This is a genomic window from Streptomyces sp. NPDC004667 (genome assembly GCF_040609475.1).
GTDB lineage: Bacteria > Actinomycetota > Actinomycetes > Streptomycetales > Streptomycetaceae > Streptomyces.
This window is the reverse complement of the sequence record NZ_JBEXKC010000012.1, coordinates 25,275-44,055: the sequence shown is the minus strand read 5'-3', so window position 1 is coordinate 44,055 and position 18,781 is coordinate 25,275. Positions and strand designations below refer to the sequence as shown.

At 72.8% G+C, this 18,781-nt stretch carries 15 protein-coding genes and 3 pseudogenes; 12 read left to right on the top strand and 6 right to left on the bottom strand.

From position 1 onward, the window contains the following. Nucleotides 1-81: 81 nt before the first annotated feature. The gene (locus tag ABZW32_RS09345) at nucleotides 82-2,097 is read right to left on the bottom strand and encodes an ABC transporter ATP-binding protein (protein WP_356213452.1); all 2,016 of its coding nucleotides are present in this window, start codon (nucleotides 2,095-2,097) and stop codon (nucleotides 82-84) included. A 538-nt stretch (nucleotides 2,098-2,635) separates the two neighbouring features. Here ABZW32_RS09345 and ABZW32_RS09340 point away from each other — a divergent pair. Next, entirely contained in the window at nucleotides 2,636-3,187 is a 552-nt protein-coding gene (locus tag ABZW32_RS09340) for a hypothetical protein (protein ID WP_356213449.1), read from the top strand. 449 nt (nucleotides 3,188-3,636) lie between these two features. Next, nucleotides 3,637-5,027, top strand: a pseudogene (locus ABZW32_RS09335) (FAD-dependent monooxygenase). Nucleotides 5,028-5,148: 121 nt separating this feature from the next. Here the strand turns inward: ABZW32_RS09335 and ABZW32_RS09330 are convergent. The 3 genes and pseudogenes from ABZW32_RS09330 to ABZW32_RS09320 form a co-directional block, all read right to left on the bottom strand. Next, nucleotides 5,149-5,778 carry an HAD-IA family hydrolase gene (locus tag ABZW32_RS09330; RefSeq protein ID WP_356213446.1) on the bottom strand — a complete coding sequence of 210 codons (630 nt, stop codon included), beginning with the start codon at nucleotides 5,776-5,778 and terminating at the stop codon, nucleotides 5,149-5,151. 214 nt (nucleotides 5,779-5,992) lie between these two features. Further along, nucleotides 5,993-6,721 (bottom strand): DUF2625 family protein, encoded by a 729-nt coding sequence (locus ABZW32_RS09325; RefSeq protein ID WP_356213443.1) that lies wholly within the window; start codon nucleotides 6,719-6,721, stop codon nucleotides 5,993-5,995. A gap of 300 nt (nucleotides 6,722-7,021) precedes the next feature. Further along, nucleotides 7,022-7,267: pseudogene (locus tag ABZW32_RS09320) on the bottom strand (transposase); the annotation flags it as partial. 225 nt (nucleotides 7,268-7,492) lie between these two features. On the opposite strand from ABZW32_RS09320, the gene ABZW32_RS09315 reads away from it, so the two are divergent. Continuing rightward, nucleotides 7,493-8,362, top strand: coding sequence for a hypothetical protein (locus ABZW32_RS09315; protein WP_356213440.1), 870 nt, complete (start codon nucleotides 7,493-7,495; stop codon nucleotides 8,360-8,362). 521 nt (nucleotides 8,363-8,883) lie between these two features. Here ABZW32_RS09315 and ABZW32_RS09310 read toward each other — a convergent pair. Continuing rightward, entirely contained in the window at nucleotides 8,884-9,459 is a 576-nt protein-coding gene (locus ABZW32_RS09310; RefSeq protein ID WP_356213438.1) for a helix-turn-helix domain-containing protein, read from the bottom strand. Nucleotides 9,460-9,529: 70 nt separating this feature from the next. Between ABZW32_RS09310 and ABZW32_RS09305 the strand changes: the two genes are divergently transcribed. After that, nucleotides 9,530-10,423 (top strand): NADP-dependent oxidoreductase, encoded by an 894-nt coding sequence (locus tag ABZW32_RS09305; RefSeq protein WP_356213435.1) that lies wholly within the window; start codon nucleotides 9,530-9,532, stop codon nucleotides 10,421-10,423. Between the two features lie 137 nt (nucleotides 10,424-10,560). On the opposite strand, the pseudogene ABZW32_RS09300 reads toward ABZW32_RS09305, so the two are convergent. Next, nucleotides 10,561-10,814, bottom strand: a pseudogene (locus ABZW32_RS09300) (IS5/IS1182 family transposase); the annotation flags it as partial. A 483-nt stretch (nucleotides 10,815-11,297) separates the two neighbouring features. Here ABZW32_RS09300 and ABZW32_RS09295 point away from each other — a divergent pair. The 8 genes from ABZW32_RS09295 to ABZW32_RS09260 all read left to right on the top strand — a co-directional run bounded on the left by ABZW32_RS09295 (nucleotide 11,298) and on the right by ABZW32_RS09260 (nucleotide 18,708). After that, on the top strand, nucleotides 11,298-12,209 hold the full coding sequence (locus ABZW32_RS09295) for a CAP domain-containing protein (RefSeq protein ID WP_356213432.1): 912 nt from the start codon (nucleotides 11,298-11,300) through the stop codon (nucleotides 12,207-12,209). A 255-nt stretch (nucleotides 12,210-12,464) separates the two neighbouring features. After that, entirely contained in the window at nucleotides 12,465-13,037 is a 573-nt protein-coding gene (locus ABZW32_RS09290) for a hypothetical protein (protein ID WP_356213429.1), read from the top strand. 399 nt (nucleotides 13,038-13,436) lie between these two features. After that, complete coding sequence (locus ABZW32_RS09285; protein ID WP_356213426.1) at nucleotides 13,437-14,267, top strand: thioredoxin family protein; 831 nt, start codon at nucleotides 13,437-13,439, stop codon at nucleotides 14,265-14,267. Continuing rightward, nucleotides 14,264-14,926: a TlpA disulfide reductase family protein gene (locus tag ABZW32_RS09280; RefSeq protein ID WP_356213423.1), complete on the top strand. Its 663-nt coding sequence runs from the start codon at nucleotides 14,264-14,266 to the stop codon at nucleotides 14,924-14,926. The genes ABZW32_RS09285 and ABZW32_RS09280 overlap by 4 nt, the downstream gene beginning before the upstream one ends. Then, nucleotides 14,923-15,735 carry a cytochrome c biogenesis protein CcdA gene (locus ABZW32_RS09275; protein ID WP_356213420.1) on the top strand — a complete coding sequence of 271 codons (813 nt, stop codon included), beginning with the start codon at nucleotides 14,923-14,925 and terminating at the stop codon, nucleotides 15,733-15,735. The genes ABZW32_RS09280 and ABZW32_RS09275 overlap by 4 nt, the downstream gene beginning before the upstream one ends. Nucleotides 15,736-15,971: 236 nt before the next feature. Then, the gene (locus ABZW32_RS09270) at nucleotides 15,972-16,556 is read left to right on the top strand and encodes a hypothetical protein (RefSeq protein WP_356213417.1); all 585 of its coding nucleotides are present in this window, start codon (nucleotides 15,972-15,974) and stop codon (nucleotides 16,554-16,556) included. A 38-nt stretch (nucleotides 16,557-16,594) separates the two neighbouring features. Beyond that, on the top strand, nucleotides 16,595-17,323 hold the full coding sequence (locus ABZW32_RS09265; protein ID WP_356213414.1) for a response regulator transcription factor: 729 nt from the start codon (nucleotides 16,595-16,597) through the stop codon (nucleotides 17,321-17,323). Further along, nucleotides 17,320-18,708, top strand: a complete 1,389-nt coding sequence (locus tag ABZW32_RS09260; protein ID WP_356213411.1) for a HAMP domain-containing sensor histidine kinase — start codon at nucleotides 17,320-17,322, stop codon at nucleotides 18,706-18,708. Before ABZW32_RS09265 ends, ABZW32_RS09260 begins: the two co-directional genes overlap by 4 nt. Nucleotides 18,709-18,781 lie beyond the last annotated feature (73 nt).

Genomic DNA, 18,781 nt, shown 5'->3' with positions numbered 1-18,781 from the left:
GGGGACCGGCATGGAGGTCGGTCGGCAGACCGGCGAGCGCCGCAGAACGCCGCCCCGGGGCCGGGAGGCGCGGTGCGCCCCTCACGAGCGCTCCTCCGCCCTGGCGTCCCCGCCGGGGGCGGCGCGCTGGCCGGGCACGGGGTCCGCGAACGCGGCGGCCTGGATCAGGTAGGAGTCCCGGAAGTCCCCCGTGCCGGTGCCCTCGTCCATGAGTTCGGCGAACGTTCCGGACTCCGCGAGCCGGCCGTCCTTCATGACGTGGATGACGTCGGCGTGCCGCACCGAATGCAGTCGGTGGGTGATGAAGATGATCGTCTGGCCGGTCGCGGCGAGCGCGCGGATCTGATCGAAGACCCGCTGCTCGGCGACCGCGTCCAGGGCGCTCGTCGGCTCGTCGACGACCAGGATCTCCGCGCCTTTGTACCAGGAGCGGCTGATGCCGATCAGCTGCCATTCCCCGCCGGACGCCTCGCGCCCGCCCCTGTAGCCCCGGCCCAGGAGCGTGCCGAAGCCCCGGGGCAGTGCGGCGATGAACCCGTCGGCGCCGGAGAAGGCCGCGGCGTTCCGCACTGCCTCGTCCTCGATGGGCACGGTGGGGCGGCCGATGCCGATGTTGACCCGCACGGTGAACGGCCACCGGAAGAAGGACTGCGACATGAGGGCGATCCGGGCGAAGATCTGTCCGCGGTCGGCCTTGGCGGCATCCACGTCGTCCCACCAGATCGTGCCGCCGCCCTCGTCGGGCAGGTGCAGGCCGGCCAGCAGCTTGACGAGGGTGGACTTGCCCGAGCCGTTCGCCCCGACCAGGGCGATGACCTTGCCCATCGGGAAGGTCAGGGACACCTCGCGCAGGGTCGGGTCCGGGGTCTGGCCGCCGGAGCCCGGGTAGGTGAACGTGACCTTCTCGAAGCGGACTTCCCGCACCCGCCCGGGAAGGTCCTCCCCGGTCCGCGGGATCGCACGGGCCTGGGCCTCCGCGCACAGCCGCTCGTAGTCGGCGACGAACAGGGACTCCTGATGCAGATCGGCCATCTGCAGGACGAGGCCGTCGAGGCTGGAGGCGCCGGCGCGGATGGCGAGGACCGCGGTGCCCGCGACCGCGAGGTCCATCCGCCCGCTCCACAGGAGCAGCCCCAGCGCCCCGTAGGTGAGCAGGGTCGCGGCCCCGGACGCGCCGTCGGCGACGAGGCCGATCCTGGCGGCGTTGCGGGCCAGGCGGGTCTGCTCGCGCTCGCTGGTCTCGGCCATCTCCCGGAAGTGCCCGAGGAGGAACGGTCCGACCTCGTGGACCCGGACCTCGGCCGCGGCCTCCCGCTGGGTCAGCAACTGCCCCAGCAGGTGCCCGGCCCGCGCGTGCTGCACGTAGGTGTGGAAGCTGATGTAGCGCTGCTTGGAGATCGTCAGCGAACTCCACGCGCTGGGCAGTGTCATCAGGACCAGGAGGGGCAGGAGCGCGACGTGGAGCACGGTGAGGACGCTCGCCGCGGCGATCAGGGAGATCCCCGAGTTCAGCGTGTTCGTGCAGTAGCGGATCATCCGGCGGGCGGAGTCGGCCCCGTAGCGGGCGGCGTCCAGCAGCCGGTGGAACTCGTCGTCCTCGATCGCCGCGAGTTCCACCCGGTGCACCAGCCCCAGGTACCGTTCCGTCGCGACCCGCTGGACCTTGGGTTCGAGCTCGCCGGTGGCCGCCGTCGACGCGGAGCGCAGCAGCGAGCCCAGCAGCGCGGTGACCGCGACCAGCGCGAGTGACGGAACGGCCCGGGCGAGGCGTTCGTTGGTCGTGCCGCCGGCCAGGACGTGGCCGAGGACGCTGTTGACCGCGACCAGCCCGATCGCCTGGGTCACGCCCCGCCCGACCTCGGCGCCGAGCACCACGCGCAGGGCCCGGGCGTCGGCGAGGTGGGCGAGCCTCAGCCCGGTCGCGACCATGCCGGGTAAGGCCTTGGCCATGGCAGGCAGGCCGAGCTTCAGCCACGCGCCCTCGTGCTGTTCCCAGCCGACGTCGTATGCCAGCTCCCCACCGAAGAGCAGTCGCTCCGAATCCGACACGGTGGATGCTTCGGGAGACTCCGGTACGGGGCCCTCGTGCCGGGTCATCGGCCCCGCCTCGCAGCCGCTCGCGCCGAAGGGCGGGCGGGGGCGGTCACATCGGTCCGGGGGGCCGTCGGGCGCGGCTCGGGAGGGCGTCCGGGCCGGTGATGTTCGAATGCGGCCCGGGTGTCGGCGAGGATGTGGGCGGGATGCACTGTGTCCTCCAACTGAGTGGCGGGATGGCACTGGTGCTCTAGGAACGCCTCACTTTCGCGGCCGTAACGGCCTTGAAAGGAGGAATGTTTCGCACGCATGTCTGATTTTGGCGTGCGATGTAGTCGCCGCGTGGCAGAGCGCTTTTGAACCCACACGTTCGAGTGATTACTGGCGAGCGGTACCCGATCAGGGGCTTGCGCGAACCCTGGCGACCTCCGGCCGGGAACGGAACGCGGGGCGTGGCGGCCGTCGCGATCGCCGATGCGCGACGACACGAACGCTTCTGCGCCGACGGGCGTGGCCAGACAGCCCTCCGTCAACTTCGCCGGTACGCAGCTCCACTGACCTCCCCCGTCCGGCGTACCGATTCGATTATGATCATGAAATATTGATCGCTCGTTCGGCGCAGGAAGCGCACCTCTACATGGACTTGCACGTCTGTGTGTGCGGCGCGACGCACTTCGATCGACAGCACCGCCTGGAGGACCGGGAAGGGACCCTGGTCAGCGTGTACGAGGGCACCTGCCCGCAGTGCGGCCGGACGCGCTCGTACGAGTTCGCGCTGCCCGACGGACTGCCCGTCGTGCCCCCCGCCTTCGGCGGTCCCGAGCCTTCGCTGATCGTCGACCCGGGTGAGTTCCTCTGGGTCAGCGACCAGGTGGCGACCGATTCCGGGCTGCGGCTCCTCAACACCCCGCGCGACACGCACCGCGACCTCCGTCCTGCCACGGCGTACGCGCTCGCCGCGCTGGAGGAGGTCGCCAAGTTCCTGCCGGAAGGCGCCGACCGGATCCCCGAGGACCGTTTCACCTCGGAGCGGGGCCGGGAGATCTATGCCAAGGCCCCCACACGGTTCAAGCGGAAGGACATCCGGTTCGCCCTGGATCTGTCCCGCAGGATCCTCGCGGGCATCGACAGCCACACCCCGCCGCAGGGCTGATACGCACGATACGGCGCCTCGGCCCGAGGGGCCGGACCTGGCGCGGGGCCGGGACGAAAACGGGCAGGCCTCTCGGCTCGCCCCCGCTGTGGGCACAGGCGCGCACGGGGTGCCGCGACCCGATCGACGTCCGGCTTCGGCAGTACCGTCCGCGCACCCGCGACACCCTTCTCCCGGCCCTGTCACCGCAAGGACTTACGCTGTCGCGCCTGCGCAGCACGACGAAGAGACGGTACGCGTCATCGCAGGCGCCATGGGCCATCCCGATCGGCGCAGGACTGTCGTACCGTCAACTGACCGGTTTCAGAACAGATCTGACGATCGATCGACGGGCACAGTCCACTGTCGAGGTCCCCGCCCACATCGACGCGATCTCGCGGGCCATGCGCCGCACCCGAGCCACCGAGAACGTCCGCCTCCAGGCGACCGTCGCAGAAAGTGTGCCCCCCATGCCTGAGATAGCCAGCCCCCCACGCCCCACCGCCATCGTCATCGGCGCGAGCGTCGCCGGCCTCTTCGCCGCATCCGTACTCACCGAGTTCGCCGACGTCACGCTCATCGAGCGGGACGAGCTGCCGGATGGGCCCGAGGGCCGCAAGGGCGTGCCCCAGGCCCGCCACGCACACCTCCTGTGGAGCGGCGGTGTCCGGGCCTTCGAAGAGCTCCTGCCCGGCCTGACCGACGACATCGTCGCCCGAGGGGGCCGACTGGTCCACATCATGGGCGACATGGTTTCCCGGGCACCGAACGAGGTCTGGTTCCGCCGGTTCAGGACCACCCACCACCGCAACCTCGTCTCTTCCCGCAACCTCCTGGACCACGCCCTGCGGGAGCGGGTGCTGCGGGACCCGCGGATCAGCCTGCTCGACCACACCGTCGTCGAAGGACTGGAGGGTGATGCCTCCCGTGTCACCGGTGTCCGGATCCAGCCCGCCACCGGCGCACGCACCCTCTCAGCCGACCTGGTCGTCGATGCCTCGGGCCGCGGCTCCCACGCCCCGGCATGGCTCACGGACCTCGGCCTGCCTCACGTCACCGAACGCCAGGTCGACGCGGGCGTCGCCTACGCCACCCGCGTGTACCGGGCCCCCGCGGCCACAGTGGGCTCCTTCCCCCTGGTCAACGTGCAGGCCAACCCGGCCAAGACCCCCGGACAGGGCGGCATCATCCTCCCCGTCGAGGACGGCCGGTGGATCGTCACCCTCTCCGGCACCCGCGGCGGCGAACCCACCAAAGACTCCGACGCCTTCGTCGACTTCGCCCTCAACCTGGGCGACCCCGTCATCGGCACACTCATCAAGAAGGCCGAACCCCTCGGCGAGATCGCCACCACCCGCAGCACCGCCAACCAGCGCCGCTACTACGAGAAGATGCGGGCATGGCCCGACGGTTTCGCCGTACTCGGCGACGCCATCGCCGGATACAACCCCGTGTACGGGCACGGTCTGACCGTCACCGCCCAGTGCGCCCTCGCCCTCAGACGAGTCCTGCGCTCCACCGGCCTGACCACCCCCGGCACGGCCCGTCGCATACAGCAGTCCGTCTCCCGGCCCGTCGCCGGCGCGTGGGACCTCGCGGTCGGCCAGGACGCGTTCTACCCCGGCGCCGGCGACACGCCCCCAAGACCGTCGAGAAGCTCCTCGCCCGCTACATCGACCGAGCGGTCGAAACCGGCGCCCGCAGCCCCCGCGCCCTCGGCGCCCTCCTGGACGTGATGAGCCTGGAGAAGCCGGCGACCCGCCTGTTCTCCCCGGACATGCTCGTACCCATGTTCTTCGGCCGGAAGCGGCCGCACCTGCAGGGCCCGCCCCTGAGCGAGGCCGAGAAACAGGGCGTCTGAACCGGACCCGTATCGCGGTGGCCGGGCATCCGCGGCCTGACCGGCGTCTCCCCGCCGTCGGCCGCCATCGCCAGGGGCCGGGCCGGATGGCCCCCGGCCGGCGAGGAGCCGCGTGGTCGGATCAGTGCGCGGCGGTCAGGGGCACGCCCAGCAGGGCCTCCAGCCGGGCGATCGTCTGCTCAGGCTGCTGTGCATGAACTCCCGCGAAGCCGAGCTTCTCCGCCGCCCGCACGTACTCCTCGGTGTCGTCGACGAAAACGCACTCGTCGGCTGCGAGCCCCAACTGCTTCAGCACGACCTCGAACAGCTCCGGGTCGGGCTTGCGCAGCCCGTGGTGCTCGGAGATGACCACGCTGTGGTAGAGGGCATCGAGCTCGTATCCGTCGTACAGGTTCCACGGAGTGAGCCCCACCGAGTTCGACAGGATGCCGACCTTGATCCCGGCCCGCTTCGCTGCGGCGGCCGCGTCGATCAGGGACCTCTCCGGCCGGAGGTCGGCGAAGAGCCGGCCCATCAGGTTGTCCGGAGCGACCCCGAGCTTGGGGGCAGCGGCTTCGTTCCACTCGGTCTGGCTGATCGCGCCGCGCTCCAGCTCGTGGGTGAGCCGAACACCTTCCTCATCCATGTACAGCGCTTTGATGCACGCGCCCTGCGGCAGTCCCTCGCGCTGCTCGAAGGCCAGCACCGCCGGCAGCAGCGGCGTGGTGAGCACCCCGCCGAAATCGAGGACGAGACCGGTGCGGTGGGACATGCGAGAACTCCAGCAGTGGTGATGGACCGGGTGGAGACCTGGGCGACCGTTACGTGTGCCGACGAGGGTGATGCCCCGCTGCGATCGGGCCGAGCCGGCGCTGTCGTCGGAGGGGCAGGGACGGTACGGGCCCGCTCGGTCAGTGCCCAGGTCAGGGGCACACCGTACCAAGCGCTTGACACGGCGCCAGAGCCGGACGGACGGGCGAGCCGGTTCATACGACTCCGAGGAAGCCCGGGTCGGTGCCGTCGAACCGAAGGCACGAGTCGCGGCTCAGGCCGAGGAGTTCCGCCATGGGTACCGGGCGACGGCTGGTCGCCGACAGGTCCTGGCGAGCCTCGGCCGACCACAACGGTGGGTAGAACGACAGTCCCTGCCGGCCGTCCAGCACCGAGACCTCACCGTGCCAGCCGTCCCACCGCATGCCTGCGTAGAACTCCTGGAGTCCTCCGCCGAAGATCCAGGACAGCCATGCCGAGTGCCCGGCGCCCAAGGCCTCCCAGCGGAGCGCGTCAGGGGCGAAGTAGAGGATCTCGCCGGGGGCGCCGGGCCGACCGGCCTCGCGGGGGTCGCCCCCGTTGAGGGCGAAGACCCCGCCCAGCACGTCGTGCGCGACCACGAGACCAGCACCGGGCCGCCACGCGGGATCGAACGCCGACGGCATCGCGTTGACCTCGGCCAGACCGGGGAGTCCGCCGCCGCTCGGGCTTCCGAAGATCCGCAGCCATCCACCGTCCACGAGCAGACCGCCGCAGTTCAGTACGATCCCGCCCAGATTCGACCGGGCGGAGACCTGTAGTTGCAGCAGGGCGGCTCGGCCTGCTGCGGGATCGCCGGGCACTACCTCGACCGGTACGTCGGTACCGGACAGCTCCTGGAGAAGGAGCGGCCATGCAGGGTCTTCGACGTCGATCAGTTCATTCAGCTCATTGTCCTTGCGCATCTGCGCATCGTTGCACCAGCGCCGAGAGGCGCGGTCCGCCGGGGTCACCCGTAGGCCGGTCTACCGATCGAGACGACGTCTGGCTCCGCGAACGGCCTGCTGGCCGTGTTGGGCCGTGGGCGCCGTGGGCGCCGTGGGCGCCGTGTGCGCCGTGGCCGCCGTCGCCGCAGGAACGGCGTTGCCACTTCTGCCGGGGCAGCCCGGGATCAGGTCATGGACGGGGTGGTCGATGGCCCGGCGGGTGACAACGATGTCGTGCCGGGTGGTGGCCATGACGTGGAAGACGTCCGCCCGCTCCAGCTCTGCCCGCCCGGCGGTCCCGGAGCATTGCCGCTGGACGCCGGCCGAGCGGACACCCTTCTTCAGGAACCCGGTGTCGTCCACGATCAGCACCGCATCCGGATCGCCGAGATGCTCGACGACGCAGTCCCGCACGTCGTTCAGGACCTCGTCCGAGTTCCGGTCGTTCCGGTTCAGCAGCCGGTGGATCCGGTCCGGACCGCCATGCCCGGCTTCCTCGGCCGGCGTCCAGCCGTTTTTCCGCTCCCACCCGTGACCTGACCAGTGACCGACCTGCCCAACTGTCACGTCAAGGACCGTTGCAGTACCAGGCAGTCTCTTCCGGATCTTGCCCGACCCGCGCCGCCCGGTGGTGGGGCCGGCTGTCGTCGTGCGGGTGAAAGACCGGGTGCAGATGGGTGCCCGCCCTCCCGCCCGGGCACCGGGCGGGTACTCCTGTCCTCCGACGACCGCACCACGAGGAGGCCGGCCATGGGATCCATCCGCACGACCGCACTCACGGCGACCCTGCTCGCTGCCGCCCTTTCCACCGCCCTGCCCGCCGCCGCTGCTCCGTATGCCCGGGCGGACGGCGGCACTTCGTCCACGCGGCCGGGGACCGCTGTCCGCACCGTCACCCAGCAGGTGGGCCATCCCGCGATCATGTATCCGAACAGGCTGTACACGGTGGCGGCGTACTGCCCGCAGGGCACGAAGCCCACCGGGGGAGGCGCGACGGTGGAGGACGACCCGGTGAGCGCGGTCTTCCTCAAGGACTCCTACCCCGACGTGGCCGGAAACCGTTGGGTGGTGCGGGCGTTCAACGCCTCTGGCGAGGTGCAGACCCTGCACCCGCGGGTGGTCTGCTCGACGGATCCCTCCATCAGCTACGAGGTCGGAGCCGACAAGCCCCTCCAGCCGGGGGAGGCGGCCAACCCCAGCCGGGCGAACTGCGGCTTCGACCGCACCCGGTTCGTGGTGGGCGGCGGCATCGAGGCCGGGGACCGCACGTACGCCAGTGAGACGAGCATCGGTAACGGGGAGTGGGTGGCCCAGGCGAAGTACACGGACTTCGACCCGGACGCGCCCCTGTCGTTCGTGCGGGCGACCGCCGTCTGCTCCACCACCGAGTCCGACTTCAGAGTCAGCAGGACCGTCCAACTGGCGGTCGGAGAGGTCGCCACCGTGCACGTCGAGTGCCCCGCCGGACTGGTGCCGATCGGCGGTGGCGGGGACGCGAGCCCCGACGTCCTGCTCAACTCCTCGGCGCCGACGCCTACGGGTTGGACGGTCAGGGCCACGAACAAGGGCTTCAGCGACCGTGACGGGGTCTTCGCCTTGGCGGTCTGCGCGACCCCCTGATTCAACGCAGCTCCAACAGCAGCCCCCACACCTACGCCGCCCGGGCCGCTTCGACTGGGTCGTTCCCGGTCGACTCCACCATCGTCCGGGCCCATCAGCCCACCGCCGGGGCCCGTCAAAGGCAGCTCGGGCCGACGAGCCGGCCGACGGCACCCTCGGACGCTTCCGCGCGGTGGGCTGACCACGCAGATCCACCTCGTCGCAGACTGCGATGTGCCGGGGGTGGTGTCAGCGGGGGTTGGCGGTGACGGGCCGTCAGTCGGATGCGTTCGTGCTGGTCGTATGGCCAGGAGGCACGTCTGCTGTTGACACGGAAGCGGCGGGCGGCGTGCAGCTGTGCCGACCGGGCAGGCGGCCCTGGAGGGCCCTGGCCACGTATGCGGTCGGCAGGGGCTGGCATGTCCCGCCCGGCTGCGCGGTGCTCCGCATTCGGTTCGCCCTTCTCCACCATCTCCCCGGCCGCCTTCGCCTTCACCAGCCCCTCGACCTTGGCTCATGGTCTCCGCGGCCGCCGTCCTGGCTCAGGGCGCAGTGGCTTCCCAGGCCGCCTCGATCATCCGGAAGACCTCGTCCACCGTGGCGTCCGGATCGTCCGCCCAACAGGCCAGCGCGTAGGCGTCGATGGCGAACCGCGCGGTCGCCCGGCAGGCCGTCGCGCTCCGGGACAGGCGGGTATCGGCGGCCATCGCCTCTGCCAGCGCCTGCGCGTGACGCAGGCTCATCGACTCCTCGTACTCCCGCAGGGCGGGTGAACCTTCGATCATGCGGCGGACGGGTGCAGTGCCCTCCGCCGTGCAGTGGCGTACCAGGGCCTGGATCTCGCGGTGCAGCGCCGGGATGAGCGGCTCGTGCGGAGCCCGGTCGGTCACCGCCCGGGTGAGGCGCTGCTCGAAGTCCTGGTCACGTTCGAACACCAGGGCTTCTTTCGAGGCGAAGTGGGCGAAGACGGTGGTGACGGCCACGTCCGCCTCGGCCGCGACGTCACGGATGCCCACGGCGTCGTACCCGCGCTCCAGGAAGAGGCGCAGCGCGGTGTCAGCGATCTTCTGGCGGGTCGCGGCCTTCTTGCGTTCGCGGCGTCCGGACGGCTCGATCATGTCCTGACACTATCAGGTATGAATCCCTGACCGTTGCGAAATCCTAACCGTTAGGTCTACTGTCCGCCGCATGAGGAAAATCAGCTTCGCCGAGTTCGGCGGTCCCGAGGTCCTGCAACTGGTGGACGCCGAGGAGCCCCAGGCGGGCCCCGGCCGGATACGCATCGCCGTGCGGGCGGCGGGTGTCAACCCCGTCGACTGGAGGATTCGGGAGGGACAGGTGCTCGGAGCCCATCCCGTCGAACTGCCCGCCGGGGTCGGACTGGACGCCGCCGGGGTGGTGGACCAGGTCGGGGAGGGCGTGGAGGGGGTCGAGGTCGGTGACCGCGTGTTCGGCGAAGGCTCCGACACGTACGCCGAGTTCGCCGTGCTGTCGGCCTGGGCCCGGATGCCCGAGGGGCTGGCCTTCGCGGAGGCTGCCGGGTACCCGTCGGTGGTGGAGACCGCCCTGCGCATCATCCGCGAGGTCGGCGTGCGGCCCGGGCAGAGCCTGCTGGTCAGCGGCGCCTCCGGCGGTGTCGGGTCGGCCGTGCTGCAGATCGCCCGCGCGCACGGCATCAGGGTGATCGGCACGGCCGGGGCTGCGAACCAGGGCTACCTGCGCGGCATGGGCGCGCTCGCCACGACGTACGACGAGGGCTGGGTCGAACGGGTGCGGCAACTGGGCCGTGTCGACGCGGCCCTCGACCTGGCCGGCTCGGGCGTGATCCGCGAACTCGTCGAGTTGACCGGCGATCCGCGCAGGGTCGTCTCCATCGCCGACCTCGATGCGCCAGAGCTGGGTGTCCGGTTCTCCGGCGTGGCCGGGAGCGTACCGGACGCGCTCGCCGAGGCCGTCGACCTCATCAGCCGGGGCAGGCTCCACATCCCCGTCGAGAAGTCGTACTCGCTCACCGAGGCGGCGGCTGCGCACACCGACAGCCGCGCCGGCCACACCCGGGGGCGCCGGGTCCTGGTCATCTGAGCCGCGGCCCACCGGGCCCGGTCCACGCGGTGAACGACCTCGTGAGGCTCCATGGGAGTCCTGTACCCCCCAAAGGCTGTTGCTGAAGGTCCGTCCCGGCAGGCCTGAATGGCATCTGACCTGCTGTTTCGCCGCTTCATGGCGAGATTGTGCAAGGTGGCGACGGCCTGGACGGCCTGGACGGCCTGGACGGCGTGGTGGAGGCCGTCTCCTTTCTGGCGGCAGCCTCGGAGGTTCTTGCAGTTCTTCATGCGGGCGAAGGTGTGCTCGACGCGGTCAAGGACCTTCGGTGTTCGGAGCTATCCCCTTCCTATCCCCGCAGGCGGCCGGCCCCTCTGCGGTGAGGGACGATCAGCCCGGTACCCAGGTAGGCGCCGTCGGCGATGACCGTGGCTCCGGCTACCGCGGCCGGCAGTCCATCAATCACCAGGCAGCCCTCACCTCGACCACACTTCCCTGGGCGCCAACCGGGACACCACGCACCAGCTGGTCGGCGCCGACGTCGACAACGACGGCAAGCGCGACCTGAGAGCCGTCCAGGCCCCCGCCACCAGCACCGGAACCCTCTACCCCTACCCCGGCACCGGCGCCACCGCACTGGGCCCCCGCGCCCAGACCGGCACCAACTGGTGCGCACCGACCGCACGGCCCGGTGCGCACCACGGCCCGCGATCGCGAACGGCGGACGGACATCGCCGCGACGAACCGAAGAGGGCCGCCGGAGTTGGGGGCAATGTTCCGGATCATCCCTGTGTCGATCCTGCGGGCTTCCTTAGGGCAACCTGAAGAAGCCCCTCCACGGGGCGATGTGCCCTGTTCACCGGCCTAGGCTCGGCCGTACTTCCCGTCCCCTCTCCAGTGAGGTGTTACCGGCATGAGCCGCAGCCGAACCCCCGAGACCCCGTCCCGCGCCGAGGCCCGCCGGAAGAAGGCGACGCGTACGCGCATCGTGCTGTCCGTCACCGCGGCCGCCGCGGTGGTGGCGGTCGGGGTCGCGGTCGCCGACTCGGGAGGCGGTGACCGTACGGACCGGCAGGCAGCCGGAGCCGCCGCGTCCGACGCCGCGTCGTCGAAGGCGGCGACGGACACCACCGGGGCGCTCCCGGCCGCCCCGGCGTCGGCGAGCGCGAGCGCGAGTGCGAGCCCGAGTACGAGTGCGAGCGCGTCCGCGAGTGCCGGCCCGTCGGGCACGCCCGGGACGCAGCCCGGCTCCGGCGACGCGAAGGGAGCCGCAGCCCCCGACGAGGACGCCACGCGGCCCGAGAGCGCGCCGGACACCTCGGGCGCCGGCCGGCCCGCCAAGCCGGCCCAGGGCTCCACCTCCACGAAGGGCACCGGCTCCGGCGGCTCCTCCGGCTCGGGCTCAGGTTCCGGTTCCGGATCGGGCTCCGGAACCGTCAACGGGGACACCGAGGCCGCCGTGCTCACCCTCGTCAACAAGGAGCGCGCCAACGCCGGATGCGGCCCCCTGACGGTCAACTCGAAGCTGAGCGCGGCGGCGCGGGCGTACAGCGACACGATGGCCCGCAGCGGCGTCATGTCGCACACCGGGCCCGACGGGTCCACCATGACGAGCCGGGTGGAGGGGGCCGGCTACCAGTGGTCCGGCCTCGGCGAGAACATAGCCCGCGGGCAGGGCGACGCCGCTGCGGTCATGTCGGCCTGGATGAACAGCCCCGGCCACCGTGCCAACATCCTCAACTGCTCCTTCAAGGAGATCGGCATAGGCGTCCACAAGGGCGACGGCGGCCCCTGGTGGACCCAGGACTTCGGCACCCCGAGGTAACCCCTCGACCGCCTTCCGGCGCGCCGCCCCCCCCCACAACCCCCACACCCCCCACAGGGCGGCCCCCGCACACCTGCGCGCAGGTTCGCGGACGGCCACGTCCCCCTGGCCCGGCGGCCAGGGGGACGTCCGCGTTCACCCGGAGCACTCCGGAGCACCCCGTTGCACCCCCGTGCGCAACCCGCCGGCGACGGGTTCCGGTTCGGCCGGGGCACCGGTGTACGCGAACCTGCGCCCGTCGGTCACTATGGGCCCGTGCCCCGACTTCCGCGCTACCTGCTCATATGGCTGTCGTGCACGGCCGCCAGCGTGACCGCCGTGCTCGCCACGGTCCAGTTCGTGGTCGGGTCGACCAGCCACAAGCCCCCCGTCGCGCGTTCCGCCCCGGTCGTCATCGACACGCCCCCCGCCTGGCAGGCGGGCAGTCCCGGACCGCAACAGGCCTCCCCGACCGCGAGCGCCTCGGTCAGCCCTTCGCCGACCGTGACGCAGCAGCCCTCGTCGGCGCCCCCCTCTCCCAGCCCCACCCCCGCCAAGGCCTCGCCGGAGGCCTCCCGGACCAGCGCGCCCCGGTCAGGCGTCGACTGCGAACAGGGCGGGGCGGGGCTGCACACCGTCCCCTCACAGGGCGGCAAGGTCACGGTGCGTTTCGGGAGCCGGGGCGTCTGCCTGATCTCCGCGGTTCCCGGCCTGGGCTTCCGGACGACCACCTCGCAGGACTCCGACGACACCCTCACCGTGACCTTCAGCGGCGACGACCACCGGTCGGTGATCACGGCCACGATCACCCCGTCGGCCAAGGTGAGCGTCCGCGAGAGTTCCTTCTGACGGTACGGCAGGCCGCCCACACTCCGGCCCGCTTGACGACCGCGCGGCCCGGCCACCCGGCCGCCGCGTCGCCCGGCCGCCCGGCCCGACCCCCCGGCCGCCCGGACCGTGCCGCTCGGGCACCCCGTCCGCTCCGCCCCGTCCGTTCCGCCCCGTTCGCGACGCTCCTGCCCCCGGCCGGGGCGGGGCGCGGCGAAAGGGAAGGTGAGCAGTTCCTTAGGGCAACCTCAAGATCGCCCCGAGCCGGTTCCACGGGCCCCCGCCGGCCCTATGCTCGCGTCAGCCGAGCGGCCGTCGGCACCGGGGCACGAGCCCCCGCGCACCGACGGCCCCGGTTTCACCGAGCCGGGACGCGCCTCGCCCGTCCCGCCGTCCGAACCTGCCCCAGGGGTCTTCGCCATGAGCTCTCGCCTGCTCCGGTCCGTCCGCTCCGGACGCCGCCCGGCGCCCTCCCGTCCCTCCCTCGCCCGGCGCCTGCCGATGGTCGCCGCCGCCGCCGTGGTCGTGGCCGGGCTGGCCACCGCGTGCGGGCCCTCCTCCACGCCCGCCGGATCCGCCGCGCCGACCGGCGTCCAGGAGCCGGCCTCGGTGCCGGCCGCCGACCGGACGTCCCAGGACGCGTCCCCCGCAGCGTCCGCCACCGCCTCGGTGCTGCCCTCCGCCTCGGCCTCCGCGTCCGTCCAGGCCTCACCGCCCGGCGCCGCCACCGGTTCCTCATCGGGCAGCGCAGGCAAGGGCGGCGGCACAGCCGACTCCGGATCGCGTTCCGGTTCTGGTTCCGGTACGGGCGGCGCCAAGCCGACGTCGGCCGCCCTCCCCGCACCGGCCCCGGCCAAGGTCCCCGGTCCCGGCTACGACAGTTCGGCCGACGCCCGGGCACTGATCGACGCGGCCCTGCGCTCGGCGAAGTCCGACGGCCGGATGGTCCTGCTCGACTTCGGGGCCAACTGGTGCGGGAACTGCAAGGCCGCCGACAAGGTGTTCGCCCAGCCGGCGACCTCGGAGCTCCTCGCGGACGACTACCACCTCGTCAAGGTCGACATCGGCGGCGACAGCTCCGCCAACTCCGCGCTGCTGCGCAAGTACAGCCCCTCCGGCGGGACGTACACGATGCCCGTACTGGTGGTCGTATCGCCGTCCGGCACCACGCGGGTCGACACCCACGTCACCGGCAACCCGTCCCTGACGGCGGACGGCATCGGCTCCTTCCTGCGCAAGTGGGCCCCGTGAGAGGGCCGGTACGCAGGGCCGCCGTCCTCCCGGTCGGCGCCGGTCTGGCGGTGGCGGCGGCCCTGCTGCTGATCGGCACGGTGACGGACGGCTCCACCACCGGCCCCCGGACCGACTCCACCCCCACCTCCAGCACTGCCACCCCCACCCCCGGCACCGCCGCGGCCGCCCACACCGTCGCCGTCACGTCGGAGTCCGGCGCCACGGTCGCGGCCCCGCGGGCCCGCCCGCCCGCGCCCGCACTGACGGGGACCGACCTGGACGGGAACCCGGTCTCGCTCGCCGCCCTCCGCGGGGAGGTCGTCGTCCTCAACGTCTGGGGTTCCTGGTGCGCGCCCTGCCGCGCCGAGGCCGGCGACCTCGCCCTGCTCAACGGGGAGGTCCGGGGCGCCGGGGTCCGCTTCCTCGGCATCAACACCCGCGACCGGGACCGGGACGCGGCCCGGTCCTTCGTACGCGCCCACGGCCTGGACTTCCCCAGCCTCCACGACCCCGCCGGCGCCCTCCTGCTGCGGTTCCCGCCGGAGGTGCTCAACCCGCAGACGATCCCCTCGACCCTCATCGTCGACCGCGAGGGCCGCGTCGCCGTGGCCATCGGCGGCGCCGTCAGCGCCGCGCGCTTGAAGCCGCTGATCGACCGCGTGGCGGCGGAAGGATGACGGCGTCCGCGTACTGGCAGCCGGCCGCCACCCCGCTCTCGGCCACGGCCGCCACCGCCACGGGCGCCGCCTCCCTCATCGACGGAACGGTCCTGGTCGCCGCCCCGGTCGCCTTCGCCGCCGGGCTCGTTTCCTTCCTCTCGCCGTGCGTGCTGCCCCTCGTACCCGGCTACCTCAGCTACGTCACCAGCCTGTCCGTCACCGATCTCGCCGACGCGCGGGGCGGCCGACGCGGCCGGATGGTGACGGGCGCCGTCCTGTTCGTCCTCGGCTTCACGGCCGTCCTCGTATCGGGCGGGGCCCTGTTCGGCTACGTCGGGCGGAGCCTGCTGGCCCATCAGGGGGAGGTCACCCTGGTGCTCGGCCTCCTCACGGTCCTCATGGGGCTCGCCTTCATGGGCCTCCTCCCGGGCTTCGCGCAGCGGGAGTTCCGCAGCCACCTGCGCCCCGCGCCGGCCCTCGCCGGAGCTCCCCTGCTGGGCGCGGTCTTCGCCGTCGGCTGGACGCCGTGCATCGGCCCGACTCTCGCCGCCGTCCAGGCCCTCGCCTGGAACGGGGCGAGCGCGGCCCGCGGCGCCCTGCTGATGGCCGCCTACTGCCTCGGACTTGGCCTCCCGTTCGTCTTGGCCGCGCTCGCCTTCCGGCGGGCCCTGGGCGCGTTCGGCCTGGTGAAACGCCACTACGCAGGGGTCCTGCGGACGGGCGGCGGCATGCTCGTGATCGTCGGCGTGCTGCTGGCCACCGGAGTGTGGAACGACCTCGTCTACCGCATGCAGCTGTGGAGCACGAGCTTCACGGCGGCCCTGTGAGGCCCTCCGAACAGCCCGGCCCGCAACGTCCCGTCGGCCCCCCACCGCCCAGGCCCCCCACCGCCCAGGCCCCCCACCGCCCCGGCCCCTCACCGCCCCGACCGCCCTCACCGCCCCGACCACCCAGCCGCCCCGACCACCCCACCGCCCCGGCTGCCCTTCGCCCTCCCCACCCTTCCGCCCCGAGCCACTCCCCACACCCCACCTCGCCGCCCCACGAAACGAGAAGGCCCCCGATGACCCCCTCCCCGCAGCCCCGGCCCCGGCTCCGGCGCCCGCTCCGCGCCGCGGGCGCCCTCGTCCCGCTGGCCCTCCTCGTGGCCTGCGGCGGGAAGCCCGCCGGAGCCGCGGCCGACGGACCCCCGCCCACCGCGCGCTTCTCCGAGAACGGAGTCACCGTCACGCTCTCCGTCTCCGATTGGCAGCCCTCGAAGCGGACCGGCACCCTCACCGCCGTCTTCGCGCCCGAGGCCGCCGGATTCCACCTCTACAGCACCGCCCTGCCGCCCACCGGCATCGAGGGCGTCGGCCGGCCGACCGCGGTGGCCGTCACCGGGACCCTCGCCGCTGACGGCCCGCTGACGGCGGCACAGCCCGTACGGCCGATCCGGGTCCCGGGGGTCGACTCCCCAGTGCCCGTCTACCCCGACGGCCCGGTCACCACCACCCTCCCCGTCCGCGCGTCAGGCAGCGGCGACGGCGCCACGCTACTGATCGGCTACGCGAGTTGCAGCACGCGGGACGGCTGCACCATCCCGGTGTCCGACCACCCCGTACGGCTCCGCGTCACCGACGGGGTCCCGGCCTTCGTCACGCCCTGACCGAGGCCACCACCGGAACGAGCCTCTAAGGTGTGCGCATGCCAAGCGTCCTGGTCGTGGAAGACGACCCCAGCATCCGCCAGTCACTGATAGAAGTCCTGGCCGAGCAGGGGTACGCCGTGCGCAGCGCCGCCGACGGCTTCGGCGCGCTCCGCGAGGTCACGCAGGCGCCCGTGGACGCGGTCGTCCTCGACCTCGGACTGCCCGACCTCGACGGAGGCGACGCCCTGCGCATGATCCGCGGCATCTCCTCCGTACCGGTGCTCGTGGCCACCGCCCGCGACGACGAGTCCGAGATCATCAACATCCTGAACGCCGGCGCCGACGACTACCTGGTCAAACCCTTCTCCGGGGGCCAGCTCCTCGCCCGCCTCTCCGCCGTCCTGCGGCGCACCGGCGGCGCGCCCCCCGCCTCCGCCGGCGCCGCCGTCGGCGCGGCGCCCGCGCAGGCCGGTGAGCCCCTGCGGCCCACCGTCGTCGGCGAGCTGGCGGTGGACCCGGGCGCGCGCACCGTGCACCTGGCCGGACAGGAACTGCGCCTGACCCGCCGCGAGTTCGACCTGCTCGCCTTCCTCGCCCACCACGCCGGCCAGGTCGTCTCGAAGCGCCGCCTGCTGACCGAGGTGTGGCGCGAGCCGTACGTGGACGACCAGACCGTCGACGTGCACCTGTCCTCCCTGCGCCGCAAACTCGGCGAACGGGCATCGGCCCCGCGCTACCTGCTGACCGTGCGCGGGGTCGGCATCAAGCTGGTGGCACCGCGTTGAGGCGCTCCCTGGCCGGTGTGGCCCTCGCCGTGACCTCCATGGTCGCCCTCTCCTTCCTCATACCGCTGGGCGCCCTGGTGATGTCGCTGGTCAAGGAACAGGGCGTGACGGCCGCCCAGCAACGCGGCGCCGCCCTCGCGCCGGTACTCGCCCTCACCACGGACCCGGACGCCCTGCGCGAGGCCGCGGCCGGCCTGGACGCGGCCGACCACCTGGTCGTCCACCTGCCGGGGGCCGGCTCCCTGGGGCGGTCCAAAGCCCCCGCGGACCTGCTCGAACGGGCCCAGCGCGGGCGGGAGTCGATCTCCCAGGAAGTCCCCGGCGGGTGGGTCTGCCTGCAGCCCGTGGTGCTGCCGGGCGACAAGGTCGCCGTCATCGAGAACTTCGTGCCCGAGGCGGAACTCACCCGCGGGGTGGCGCAGTCGTGGGCCGTGATGTGCTTCCTCGCCGTCGGGCTGATCGCCGGCTCGGTACTGGTCGCCGACCGGCTCGGAGCCAAGGTCGTCCGCTCCTCCCAAAGGCTCGCCCAGGCCTCCCGCGCGCTCGGACTGGGCGACCTGGACACCCGCGTCGAACCCATGGGCCCCCCGGAACTGCACGACGCGGGCGTCGCCTTCAACGCGATGGCCCAGCGCATGAACGAACTCCTCGCCGTCGAACGCGAACTCGTCGCCGACCTCTCGCACCGGCTGCGCACCCCGCTGACCGCACTCCACCTGGCATCGGAACGGATGGCGGGCACGCCGGAGTCGGCAAGGGTCGAGGCGGCCGTCTGCGAGCTGGAGACCGAGCTGCAGGCCATCATCGCCGCGGCGCGCACCCCGCTCGCCGTCGGCCCCATGGGCCAGGGCCTGCTCGCCACGGAACGGCCCCCGGGACGCGGCTCCGCCCCCGCGGCGGGCGCGGGCCCGCGCAGCGAGGCGGCGGAGGTCGCCCGCCGCCGGACCGCCTTCTGGGCGGTCCTCGCGGAGCAGCAGAACCGTTCGTGCTCCCTGGACATCACCCAGGAGCCCACGGCCGTCGCCCTCTCCGACGACGACGTGGCCGCCGTGGTGGACGCCCTCATCGGCAACGTCTTCCGCCACACCCCGGAGGGGACCGCATTTGCGGTCGCCGTCGTACGCACGGCCCAGGCCGTGGAACTCGTCGTCGAGGACGGCGGACCGGGCATCCCGGAACCGGACCGCGCGCTGTCCCGCGGAAGCAGCACCGGCTCCACCGGCCTGGGCCTCGACATCGCGCGCCGCTCCGCGACCGCCACGGGCGGTACGGTACGCGTCACGCGCGGCCCGCTCGGAGGGGCGCACATCACCGTGACCTTCGCCCTGGCCGCCGCCGCCCCCTCGGGCCACCGCACCCGCTTCGCCCGCCGCCGCAGACGCTGACCCCGGCCGGCCGCCGGCGCCCCGCTCCCCGGCCCTCCCGGCGAAACCGGCCCTCCCGGCCCTCCCGGCGAAA

Bases quoted from the DNA above. Each gene is read 5' to 3' on its own strand.
- ABZW32_RS09325 (WP_356213443.1), bottom strand. From the start codon at position 6,721: ATGCGCAAGGACAATGAGCTGAATGAACTGATCGACGTCGAAGACCCT.
- ABZW32_RS09270 (WP_356213417.1), top strand. From the start codon at position 15,972: ATGACCCCCTCCCCGCAGCCCCGGCCCCGGCTCCGGCGCCCGCTCCGC.
- ABZW32_RS09285 (WP_356213426.1), top strand. From the start codon at position 13,437: ATGAGCTCTCGCCTGCTCCGGTCCGTCCGCTCCGGACGCCGCCCGGCG.
- ABZW32_RS09295 (WP_356213432.1), top strand. From the start codon at position 11,298: ATGAGCCGCAGCCGAACCCCCGAGACCCCGTCCCGCGCCGAGGCCCGC.
- ABZW32_RS09330 (WP_356213446.1), bottom strand. From the start codon at position 5,778: ATGTCCCACCGCACCGGTCTCGTCCTCGATTTCGGCGGGGTGCTCACC.
- ABZW32_RS09265 (WP_356213414.1), top strand. From the start codon at position 16,595: ATGCCAAGCGTCCTGGTCGTGGAAGACGACCCCAGCATCCGCCAGTCA.
- ABZW32_RS09315 (WP_356213440.1), top strand. From the start codon at position 7,493: ATGGGATCCATCCGCACGACCGCACTCACGGCGACCCTGCTCGCTGCC.
- ABZW32_RS09275 (WP_356213420.1), top strand. From the start codon at position 14,923: ATGACGGCGTCCGCGTACTGGCAGCCGGCCGCCACCCCGCTCTCGGCC.
- ABZW32_RS09310 (WP_356213438.1), bottom strand. From the start codon at position 9,459: ATGATCGAGCCGTCCGGACGCCGCGAACGCAAGAAGGCCGCGACCCGC.
- ABZW32_RS09345 (WP_356213452.1), bottom strand. From the start codon at position 2,097: ATGACCCGGCACGAGGGCCCCGTACCGGAGTCTCCCGAAGCATCCACC.
- ABZW32_RS09305 (WP_356213435.1), top strand. From the start codon at position 9,530: ATGAGGAAAATCAGCTTCGCCGAGTTCGGCGGTCCCGAGGTCCTGCAA.